General features: G+C 36.3%; 11 protein-coding genes. 10 read left to right on the top strand and 1 reads right to left on the bottom strand.

Translation table 11 applies throughout. The features are described 5' to 3' along the window. Position 1 precedes the first annotated feature (1 nt). From ACMW72_RS00815 to ACMW72_RS00770, 10 genes are read left to right on the top strand one after another with little or no spacing between them, the layout of a single operon-like run. A complete protein-coding gene (locus ACMW72_RS00815; RefSeq protein WP_418366936.1) occupies positions 2 to 1099 on the top strand; it encodes a protein-glutamate methylesterase/protein-glutamine glutaminase in 1098 nt (365 codons plus the stop codon). Then, the gene (locus tag ACMW72_RS00810; protein ID WP_418366935.1) at positions 1090 to 3108 is read left to right on the top strand and encodes a chemotaxis protein CheW; all 2019 of its coding nucleotides are present in this window, start codon (positions 1090 to 1092) and stop codon (positions 3106 to 3108) included. The genes ACMW72_RS00815 and ACMW72_RS00810 overlap by 10 nt, the downstream gene beginning before the upstream one ends. Before the next feature lie 12 nt (positions 3109 to 3120). Next, positions 3121 to 3600: a chemotaxis protein CheW gene (locus tag ACMW72_RS00805; protein ID WP_418366934.1), complete on the top strand. Its 480-nt coding sequence runs from the start codon at positions 3121 to 3123 to the stop codon at positions 3598 to 3600. A 2-nt stretch (positions 3601 to 3602) separates the two neighbouring features. Then, a complete protein-coding gene (locus ACMW72_RS00800) occupies positions 3603 to 4226 on the top strand; it encodes a chemotaxis protein CheC (RefSeq protein ID WP_418366933.1) in 624 nt (207 codons plus the stop codon). A gap of 5 nt (positions 4227 to 4231) precedes the next feature. Beyond that, positions 4232 to 4729, top strand: coding sequence for a chemotaxis protein CheD (locus ACMW72_RS00795; protein WP_418367370.1), 498 nt, complete (start codon positions 4232 to 4234; stop codon positions 4727 to 4729). Beyond that, a complete protein-coding gene (locus ACMW72_RS00790; protein WP_418366932.1) occupies positions 4726 to 5121 on the top strand; it encodes a hypothetical protein in 396 nt (131 codons plus the stop codon). The genes ACMW72_RS00795 and ACMW72_RS00790 overlap by 4 nt, the downstream gene beginning before the upstream one ends. Positions 5122 to 5138: 17 nt before the next feature. Further along, complete coding sequence (locus tag ACMW72_RS00785; protein ID WP_418366931.1) at positions 5139 to 5909, top strand: FliA/WhiG family RNA polymerase sigma factor; 771 nt, start codon at positions 5139 to 5141, stop codon at positions 5907 to 5909. A 14-nt stretch (positions 5910 to 5923) separates the two neighbouring features. Beyond that, on the top strand, positions 5924 to 6175 hold the full coding sequence (locus ACMW72_RS00780; protein ID WP_418366930.1) for a hypothetical protein: 252 nt from the start codon (positions 5924 to 5926) through the stop codon (positions 6173 to 6175). Between the two features lie 19 nt (positions 6176 to 6194). After that, complete coding sequence (locus tag ACMW72_RS00775; RefSeq protein WP_418366929.1) at positions 6195 to 6611, top strand: DUF2802 domain-containing protein; 417 nt, start codon at positions 6195 to 6197, stop codon at positions 6609 to 6611. Then, on the top strand, positions 6604 to 7059 hold the full coding sequence (locus ACMW72_RS00770; RefSeq protein ID WP_418366928.1) for an endolytic transglycosylase MltG: 456 nt from the start codon (positions 6604 to 6606) through the stop codon (positions 7057 to 7059). Before ACMW72_RS00775 ends, ACMW72_RS00770 begins: the two co-directional genes overlap by 8 nt. A 102-nt stretch (positions 7060 to 7161) precedes the next feature. Here ACMW72_RS00770 and ACMW72_RS00765 read toward each other — a convergent pair whose 3' ends face one another. Next, positions 7162 to 10626 carry a pyruvate carboxylase gene (locus tag ACMW72_RS00765; protein WP_418366927.1) on the bottom strand — a complete coding sequence of 1155 codons (3465 nt, stop codon included), beginning with the start codon at positions 10624 to 10626 and terminating at the stop codon, positions 7162 to 7164. Between the last annotated feature and the right edge of the window lie 41 nt (positions 10627 to 10667).

The following is a 10667-nucleotide window of genomic DNA, read 5'->3' as shown; positions in this document are numbered from 1 at the left end:
TTTGAAAAAAGTACGTGTACTCGTCGTCGATGATTCTTTTTTCATGAGAAAGTTAATCTCTGATCTTTTGGCAAAAAGTGGCCTTATCGAAGTGGTTGATACGGCCAAAGATGGGATGGAAGCGATTGAAAAAATAAAAAAGTTTAAGCCAGATGTGGTTACACTTGATGTAGAAATGCCAAAAATGAATGGTTTAGAAGCATTAGCAGAAATTATGAGAAGCTTTCCTGTTCCGATCATAATGGTTAGTAGTTTAACAAAAGTTGAAGCAGATACCACGATTCAAGCATTACAATTTGGAGCTTTTGATTTTATTCCTAAACCTTCTGGGGCAATCTCTTTTGATATTGGGAAAGTAAAGGACGAACTAGTTGATAAGATATTAATTGCGTCTAAGCAAAAGGAAAAATGGATTGGGCAGTGGAATATGATGAGAAGGGGTTTAATAAGAAAACCCAGACAATTAGAAAAATCTATTGAAAAAGTGAATGGTAACGGAAGTATTGAGGGAATTGTGGCGATTGGAACATCTACTGGCGGACCAAAAGCATTACAAGAAGTGATTACCAAACTCCCCAAAAATCTTCCTTATGCTGTTCTAATTGTTCAACATATGCCAGCTGGTTTTACCAAATCATTAGCTAACCGATTAGATTCATTGTCACAAATTCGTGTGGTAGAAGCAGAGGACAAGCAACCATTACAACCTAGTACAGCTTATATTGCTCCAGGGAATTACCATATGATTGTAAAACGTCAATCAAACCAATATATTATTCGTTTGAATCAAAATGAGCCAATTGGTGGTCACCGTCCAAGTGTGGATGTATTGTTTAAATCATTAGCAGATGTACCATTAAATAAAGTATTGGTCATTATGACAGGAATGGGAAGCGATGGAACAAAAGGACTTCAATCGCTAAACAAAGAGAAAAATGTAATGATGATCGCAGAAGATGAAAGTACTTGTGTTGTTTTTGGAATGCCAAAGTCTGCAATTAAAAGTGGAGTGATCGATATGATAGTTCCATTATATGATATTGCCAACAAAATCGTAGAAACGATTCAAAAACAAAGGGGGTGGCAACCATGGAATTAAATCAATATCTTGATATTTTCTTGGAAGAAGCGAAAGAACATTTACAAAACCTCAATGAGAATTTACTAGCATTAGAAACGGATACTCAAAACATAGATCTTGTTAATGAGATCTTTCGTTCCGCACACACCTTAAAAGGAATGGCAGCGACAATGGGTTTTGAAAAAATGGCAAGCTTAACTCATGAAATGGAAAATGTACTTGATTTGGTACGAAATGCAAAAAGAACCGTCGATTCGAATATGATGGATGTCATTTTTCATTGTGTTGACCGTCTAGATAAAATGGTTGAAATGATTATGAGTGAAGGACATGATCAAGTTGAAACGCAAGATCTAATTAATCAACTAGGAGCAATTGTAACAGGAAACAAAGTACATAATTTGAAAGGATCTAACTTAGATGCCCCTATTTCTATAGAAATAGATGAACATCACAAACAAATGCTTTCCTTTGATCAATATGAAATTACAGTTCTTATGCAGTCATTAGAATCTAATTTTGCTATTTACCAGATTCAAGTAATTCTCGATGAGGAAAGTATTCTTAAATCTGCTAGGGCATTCATGGTATTTAAGGAATTAGAGAATTATGGCGAGATTATCAAATCAATTCCATCGGTAGAAGAGATTGAAAATGAGGAGTTTGGGAATGACTTTACGATTATATTGATCTCAAAGAATGATCAACAAGAAATCGAAAAAGCGATCCTAAATATCTCCGAAATTCAGTCTGTTCAGATTCAAAACATAAGTAAAGACCAACTTGTCAATCAAAGTCGTCAGGAAAAAGCGACAAATATGAAAAAGGATAACGAAGTAACATCTGTACAAAATCATGGCCAGCAGAAAAAACACTTCTCAGCAAAAACGATTCGCGTTGATATTGAACGCCTAGATGAATTAATGAATCTATTTAGTGAACTTGTGATCGATCGGGGACGCCTTATGCAGTTAGCAAATGAGATCAATCATGTTGAACTAACAGACACCGTAGAGCATATGAGTAGAATTAGCAGTAATCTACAAAATATTATTCTCAACCTTCGCATGGTTCCAGTTGAACAAGTATTTAATCGTTTTCCAAGGATGGTCCGTGATTTGGCCAAAGAATTAAATAAGAAAGTCAATCTAAATATTATTGGTGCTGAAACCGAACTTGATCGAACAGTGATTGATGAGATTGGCGATCCACTCGTTCATATCCTTCGAAACGCAGTGGATCATGGGCTGGAATCTGTTGAAGAAAGAATTAAAAATCATAAACCGGAAGCGGGAGAAATAACGCTAAAAGCATACCATAGTGGCAATTATGTCTTTATTGAAATTACTGATGATGGACGAGGAATACATCGCGAAAAAGTGTTAAATAAAGCGATTGAAAAAAATTTAATTACGAAAGAAGAAGGTAACCAATTAACGGATAAACAAATTTTTAATCTCCTTTTCCATTCGGGGTTTAGTACTGCCGAAAAAGTCTCTGATATTTCAGGAAGAGGAGTAGGCCTTGATGTTGTAAAAAATAAAATTGAAACTCTAGGTGGATTTGTTTCCGTTGATTCGACGCCTGGAAAAGGCACCACGTTTATCATTCAACTTCCATTAACATTATCGATTATTTCTGCAATGTTGGTACAAATTCAAAGAGAAAAATATGCAATACCTTTAAGTTCAATTATTGAGACAGCCATTTATAAAGAAAAAGACATCATGTATGCTCATAAACAACAGGTGATTGATTTTCGAGGCCATATCGTTCCTTTAATCCCTCTAAAACAAATTTTTGCTGTTCCTGATGAGGGGATAGAGGAAGAGGATATCTCTGTTGTTATTGTTCGAAAGGGAGATAAAATGGCTGGTTTAGTTGTCGACTCTTTCATTGGTCAACAAGAAATTGTATTAAAATCGCTTGGTTCGTATTTGCCTAATGTTTTTGCGATCTCAGGAGCTACGATACTTGGAGATGGTCAAGTCGCTTTAATTATTGATACGAATGCTTTAATCAAATAGGGAGGGGATCTTATGAATCAACAAGTTGAACAAAATCTTAATGAAGTGAAAGTGATTGTTTTTCGTCTAGATTCAGAGGAGTATGGGGTTGAAGTTCAACAAGTAAAGTCGATTGAACGAATGGAATATATTACAAGAGTCCCAAATACTCCACCTTTTGTAAAAGGGGTGATCAATTTACGGGGCGTGATCATTCCGATTATAGATTTAAGAAGTCGCCTTGGGATTGCAGAAAAAGAATACAATGATTCGACTCGAATAATTATCGTCAATGTAGAAGGGGTGGAAGTTGGATTGATTGTTGATGCTGCAAATGATGTGATCGATGTTCCAGTTCATGCAATCGAACCACCACCTAAAGTCGTTGGTGGAGTTGAAGCCGTTTATTTGCGGGGGATAGCAAAGTTACAAAATCGTCTGTTGATCTTGTTAAATCTTAATAAAGTCCTTAATGCAGATGAGAAGAAACAATTAGAGAAATTTGGGGCGTAACTATGACTAGAGAGTTACATAAACTTCGGGAGATTCAACTTGACTTCTTAAAAGAAGTTGGCAATATAGGGGCAGGTCACGCAGCAACTTCTCTTTCAAAAATGATAAAAAAACCAATTGAGATGAAAGTACCCCAAGTAAAAATTTTACCATTTAGAGAAGTCGAAGAGTTTTTAGGCGGTTCGGAAAAAATCATGGTTTGTATTTTTTTTAGAGTTGAAGGAGACGCTCCAGGTAATTTATTATTTACGCTGACTATTGATTCCGCGAAAAAACTTCTTAAAGAGATGTTAGGTCCCATGGCGAATCAACAGGATTTTTTTTCTGAATTAGAAACTTCTGCTCTTAATGAGCTTGGCAACATATTAGCCGGTTCCTACCTTTCTTCACTTGCGGATTTTACGAATCTCAAACTTTATCCTACTGTTCCAGCGATAACGGTTGATATGGTTGGAGCGATCTTAAGTTTTGGATTACTTCAAGTCAGTCAAATTAGTGATTTCGCCATTGTTATCAATACTACATTTTTTGAAGAACAAGAGCTCGTAGAAGGCCACTTTTTCTTAATACCCGACCCAGAATCGTTTAATATCATGTTTTCTGCATTAGGAGTGCCATGGGAATGATGAACGTGGATAAAACTACAAACGTAATAAATGTAGGTATGGCTGATTTACGAACCGCTACCTCTCCCGATCGGATTCGTACGACGGGATTAGGATCTTGCGTAGGAATTGCATTATATGATCCTGTTCATCGCATTGGAGGTCTAGCTCATATTATGTTACCATCATCAGATATGGTTCGGGTTGGGAACGTGAATAAAGCAAAATATGCGGATACGGCAATTCCTTTATTAGTGGATGAAATGTTAAAATTAGGAGCGAGAAAAAGTTCAATTATTGCAAAAATTGCTGGTGGAGCTCAGATGTTTCAATTTCAATCTCAAATTGACATGATGAGAATCGGTCCAAGAAATGTAGAAGCAACAAAAGAAACCTTAAAAAAATTAGGGATTTCGATTGTTGCCGAAGATACTGGAGGAAATTTTGGCCGAACCATTGAACTGGATACATTTAGTGGAATTTTACTTATTAAAACAGTCAATAAAGGTGTTCATGAGATATGAATTTCATAAAAAGAAGAAAAATTGGGCTTTTCATTGCGTTTGCTATATCTATCATCATCTTGATCATTAATCTACGATTAAACCTTTTGAAAACAGCCTTTGTTCGCAGTAGTTTAGCATTTATCTTTTTCTATTTTCTTTGTTGGTTTTTAAGAGGTTTTTATATTGTTTTTAGTACTCATAAAGAAAGTTTATCTGCCACAAAACATATTGAGTTAAATACTAGCCAAGAAGAGGATCAAAAATTGTTTAGAGAAATATACCAAACAAACCATCCCCAAAAATCTGATCAAATTGACTTTCAACCATTAGAGTTTGAAAAGATTAGTAAAGACGAACAAAAAATAGAGCAAATTGTCAAAGGCATAAGAGTTTGGTCCCAGGATGATTAAGAGAGGAGTTTCATCCTATGCCAAGTCAGCAACAAGCCAACATTGAACGTCTATGGGATAAATGGCGAAATGATGGTGATCCAGAAGCTTATCATCAATTAGTCAACCATTATATCGGAATAGTAGATCAAATTGTTTTAAAGATGCAACCCACAATTTCAGACCAAGTTACTTTTGATGAATTAAGAAGTCACGGAATGCTGGGATTTTTAGATGCTCTCAAAAAATTCGATTATCAAAAAGGTTATCAGTTTGAAACCTATGCCTCACAAAGGATCAGAGGGTCAATTCTTGATGGGCTACGCCAAACCGATTGGATTCCGCGTTCTGTCCGAGAAAAGGCAAAAAAAATTCAGATGGCTTACCAAGAACTAGAACAAAAGTACTTAAGAAGTGTAACAGACAAAGAAGTGAGCGAATATCTTCATCTTTCAGTTGAAGAGTTTTATCAACAATTAAAGGAAACTTCTTTTTTGCATTGTTTGTCTCTTGATGAGCCAGTAGATTTTGATCAAGAAACGACACGAAAGACACTATTAGAAGATCCACGTCAAAATCTTGATGAAAAAATCAATCGTGAATTTGTTCGCGATGTTTTAGCTAAATCGATTGATCGCTTACCTGAAAAAGAAAAATTAGTCATCACTTTGTACTATTATGAAGAACTGAATATTACTGAGATATCCGAAATTTTGGGATTGTCCCCTTCGAGGATTTCCCAATTGCATACAAAAGCAATCTACCGTTTAAGGGGAGCATTAGGACGATTGAAAAATCATTTATTATAAGAGAGGGATGTAGTTTGAGTTTAAAGGCGATCGAACTTCAACTGGCACTGCCGAAAACACAAGACATAGGCCAAATTCAAAAGCAGCTTCATCAAAAAGATCTAATTCACCAAAGCCATCTGATAACACAGGCAAAAAAATTAGAGGCTAAACGAAAAAGAAAAACGGAAGAATTGAAAAAAAGCTTATTACAAGAACAAAACACATTAAGAAGTCCGAAAAATCATGAACAAACTAAGGGTAGATTCATAGACTTAGAATTATAAAGAAGTGATTGGTGATCATATGGGAGAAATATGGGTAGAAATTCTTCTTTTTTTATTTGGAGTTGGAATTGTTGTCCTCGCATTTTTTAAACCCAAAGACCAACAGTTAATGGAAGAAAAAATTGAAAAAATCATTGAAGATTTTACGTTTCAATTTTCTTTGGAAAATGATGAATTCATCCAAAAAATTAAAGAATCGCAACAACAATTTTTTACAAAAGTTGAGCAAAAGGTCAATCTCATTGAAGAACGATTAAATAAACTCGAAAAAAGCCAAAAAACACTTTCCCAACAAATCAATCCCAAATATCAAGAGGTGATGAGACTCTATCAAAATGGGGAAAGTATTCAGCAAATCGCACGAAAAACCAATATGGGGCAAGGAGAAGTAGAACTCGTTATTGAATTGATGAAGAAAGGGTTTTCATATGTTTAGAAACCGAAATTTTTTAATGGGATTAGGAATTGGATTGATGATTAGTAGTTTCATTTTCATGATTTTACCTACAAAAAACCAAGATGATTTTTCTACAAAAGACCAATCCAAACCATTATCTATACAAGAAATTAAAGAGGCTGCTAATAAATATGGGTATCAGTTATACACAAAGGAAGAAATAGAACAAATAAAGAACAAGAATCAAATACTGTTACAACCAAATAAAGATAAAGCAACTCCCATATCTTTTAGGATTGATAAAGGGATGTCGACCAATGAAATTGCAGATTTGCTCTACAAGCAACATATCATTAAAGATAAACAAGAATTCTTAAAAATTCTTCAGAAGCAAGGTCTAGTGAAAGAGATTAAAGCAGGTACTTATACTTACTCTCCAAATATGACGATGAAAGATGTAATTGTTCTAATCACGAATAAACCCTAAAACTCATCCTTGATTCTTATGTATTAAGGCTTGTATGTTTCTATCAATGCGACTGGGATCGCGTTGAAACATACAAGCCTTAACTACAGATAAATTGGGGGACTATTTCTGTTTAATATATTCAAACTCGATTAATAGGTCACCTATCTCAACCGTATCACCTGGTTTGACGTATACGTCTTTGATCACACCATCATAGGAGGCTTGAATCGTAGTCTCCATTTTCATCGCTTCTGTTACAACCAGGTAATCTCCCTTAGCAACCGTATCTCCTCTTTCCACCATGATTTTAACAACCTTACCCGGCATGGTTGCTCCCACTTGAAGGGGATTGTTTCGATCGGCTTTTCTTCGTTTTTGGACCGTGAATCCTGTACTTTGATCCTGTACAATGACTTCTCTTGGAATTCCATTTAATTCAAAATAAATGGTTCTTGATCCATCTGATTTTAATTCGCCAATGGATGTGAGTTTGATGATTAAGGTTTTTCCTTTTTCAATTTCAACGGCAATTTTTTCACCTGGCCGCATGCCATAGAAGAAGGTAGGCGTATCTAGAATGGCCATATTTCCATATTCTTTAATGAAAGCTTCTTTTTCTAAGAACACTTTTGGATAAAGGGCATAACTTAAGAGTTCTTGCTTAGAAGGTTTTCGATTGATTTTTTGGGCAAGTTCATCTTCTAATTGATCAAAATCAATAGGAGGTAACAATTCACCAGGACGACAAGTAATATAATCCCTTCCTTTTAAGATAATTTCCCGCAAACGTTCAGGAAAACCACCATAAGGTTGACCGAGATAACCTTGGAAAAATTGGATAACAGAATCAGGGAAGTCGATTTGTTCTCCTCTCTCATAAATGTCTTGTTCCGTTAAATTGTTTTGTACCATGAATAGGGCCATATCTCCAACAACTTTTGATGAAGGAGTCACTTTAATAATATCGCCAAACATTTGGTTAACTTTAGCATACATTTCTTTCACTTCATCAAAGCGATCTCGAAGACCTAAAGAAATGGCTTGCTGTTTGAGGTTGGTATATTGACCACCGGGCATTTCATATTTGTACACTTCCGCACTGCTTGATTTTAGTCCACTTTCAAAGCATCCATAATAAGGGCGAATATCTTCCCAATAGTGATCCAGTTTTTGAAGGTTATCTAGATTTAGACCTGTTTCTCGTTCACTATGCTCTAGAGCGGCAACAAGGCCATTTAATGAAGGTTGGGAGGTAAGACCTGACATGGCACTCATGGCTACATCGACAATATCTACTCCTGCTTCAATGGCTTTTAACAATGTTGCTTGCCCATTTCCACTCGTATCATGGGTATGCAAATGAATTGGAAGTGCGACTTCTTCTTTTAATGCTTTTACTAACTGATAAGCTGCGTAAGGTTTTAAAAGACCAGCCATATCTTTAATTCCAATGATATGAGCTCCCGCTTTCTCTAATTCTTTTGCCAGATTTATATAATATTGAAGGGTATATTTATTTCTCGAAGGATCAAGAATGTCACCGGTATAACAAATGGCAGCTTCGGCAATTTTACCCGTTTCTCGTACCGTTTCAATGGAAACTTTCATTCCTTCTAGCCAGTTGAGGCTATCAAAAATACGGAAAATATCAATTCCTGCCTTTGCAGATTCTTGGATAAAAGCTTTAATCACATTGTCAGGATAATTGGTATATCCTACGGCATTTGCCCCTCGAATCAACATTTGAAAAAGAATATTTGGAATCCGTTCCCTAAGTTTATGTAGTCTTTCCCATGGGTCTTCTTTCAAAAAGCGCATACTTGCATCAAATGTAGCACCGCCCCACATTTCAAGGGAAAACAGTTCTGAAGCTAATTTGCTGGTGGCTTCTGCAATTTGTAACATATCATACGTACGCATACGGGTAGCAAAGAGAGATTGATGGGCATCACGTAAAGTCGTATCCGTGATGAGCACCTTTTTTTGTTGTAAAATCCATTGAATGAGACCATCCACTCCCTCTTGTTCCAGCCTTTGTTTTGTACCGTAAGGGTAAGGTTCTTTAATGGAAGTATTTGGGATTCTCGGTGGATGAAAGATTGGTTTTTTCTCCTTTTTTGGTAATCCTTCGAATCCATTGACTGTGATATGGCCGATATAAGAAAGAAGTTTCGTTGCCCGATCTTGCCGTTTTGGTAAGATGAATAATTCAGGATGTGCATCAATAAAGGAAGTATCATAATCTCCTTTTAAAAACGCCGGGTGTTGGACCAAGTTTTCCAAAAACAAGATGTTTGTTTTTACTCCTCGAATGCGAAACTCCCGCAACGTACGAAGCATTTTCTTTGCTGCTTGATCAAAAGTATTGGCATAAGTTGATACCTTGACAATAAGAGAATCATAATAAGGATTAATTTCTGAACCAGCAAAACCATTGCCTGCATCAAGGCGTACTCCAAATCCACTAGCCGAACGATAGGCTACAATTCGCCCTGTATCAGGTAAAAATCCTTTCTCTGGATCTTCTGTGGTGATGCGGCATTGAATAGCATATCCTTTTTTCTCAATTGCATCTTGAGAAAAGATCCCAATTTCCTCACTATCTAATGCGTATCCTTCGGCTATCCTAATTTGGGCTTGGACAATATCGATGCCAGTAATCAACTCACTAATGGTATGCTCTACTTGAATTCTCGGATTAACCTCAATAAAATAAAAATTTTCATCAGGTGTTACCAAGAATTCAACAGTTCCTGCATTCACATAATTCGCCTTTTTCATCAATTTTAAAGCTGCATCATAAATTTGATTTTTTAAACGTTCAGATAGGGTTAAAGCTGGGGCCACTTCTACCACTTTTTGATGGCGTCGTTGGACAGAACAATCCCGTTCAAATAAATGAACAGCATGACCATATTTGTCAGCAAGTACTTGCACTTCAATATGTTTTGGTTTTTCTAAATATTTTTCAATATAGACTTCTGGATGGCCAAAAGCTAAACGGGCTTCGGAACGGGCTCTTTCAATGGCTTCTGCCAATTCTTCTTGATTGTGAACAATCCTCATTCCTCTGCCGCCGCCACCTAATGCAGCTTTGACCATAATGGGATAACCGTGTTCTTTCGCAAAGAAAATAGCATCTTGTAAATGTTCAATGGGTTGTTCTGTACCTGGGACCACTGGAATACCAGCTTCTATCGCCATTTGTCTTGCTTTGACTTTATCTCCGAACATTTGAATATGTTCTGGTTTTGGACCAATAAAAGCAATGCCCTCTTCTTCACAACGACGGGCAAACTCCGCATTTTCCGATAAAAATCCATACCCTGGATGAATCGCATCGACATCATGCCGTTTTGCGATTTCAATTATCCCTTCAATATCGAGGTATGCTTCGACAGGTCCTTTTCCTTTTCCCACTAAGTAGGCTTCATCCGCTTTAAAGCGATGAAGGGAAACACTATCTTCCTCTGAATAAATGGCAACAGTGCGAATATTCAATTCGGTACATGCGCGAAAAATACGAATAGCTATTTCGCCGCGATTAGCCACAAGAATTTTGTGAAATGGGCGAATTTCATTCATAATCCATTCTCCCTTCATATGTGTTATTCTTTATATTATTT

Source organism: Tepidibacillus sp. LV47 (assembly GCF_048381575.1).
In the GTDB taxonomy this organism is placed as follows: Bacteria; Bacillota; Bacilli; order Tepidibacillales; family Tepidibacillaceae; genus Tepidibacillus.
The sequence above is the reverse complement of the archived record's forward strand: the minus strand, read 5'-3'. Positions and strand labels throughout refer to the sequence as shown.

Excerpts from the sequence above, each read along its gene's own strand:
- ACMW72_RS00765 (WP_418366927.1), bottom strand. The coding sequence starts at position 10,626 with ATGAATGAAATTCGCCCATTTCACAAAATTCTTGTGGCTAATCGCGGC.
- ACMW72_RS00800 (WP_418366933.1), top strand. The coding sequence starts at position 3,603 with ATGACTAGAGAGTTACATAAACTTCGGGAGATTCAACTTGACTTCTTA.
- ACMW72_RS00810 (WP_418366935.1), top strand. The coding sequence starts at position 1,090 with ATGGAATTAAATCAATATCTTGATATTTTCTTGGAAGAAGCGAAAGAA.
- ACMW72_RS00775 (WP_418366929.1), top strand. The coding sequence starts at position 6,195 with ATGGGAGAAATATGGGTAGAAATTCTTCTTTTTTTATTTGGAGTTGGA.
- ACMW72_RS00770 (WP_418366928.1), top strand. The coding sequence starts at position 6,604 with ATGTTTAGAAACCGAAATTTTTTAATGGGATTAGGAATTGGATTGATG.
- ACMW72_RS00805 (WP_418366934.1), top strand. The coding sequence starts at position 3,121 with ATGAATCAACAAGTTGAACAAAATCTTAATGAAGTGAAAGTGATTGTT.
- ACMW72_RS00790 (WP_418366932.1), top strand. The coding sequence starts at position 4,726 with ATGAATTTCATAAAAAGAAGAAAAATTGGGCTTTTCATTGCGTTTGCT.
- ACMW72_RS00785 (WP_418366931.1), top strand. The coding sequence starts at position 5,139 with ATGCCAAGTCAGCAACAAGCCAACATTGAACGTCTATGGGATAAATGG.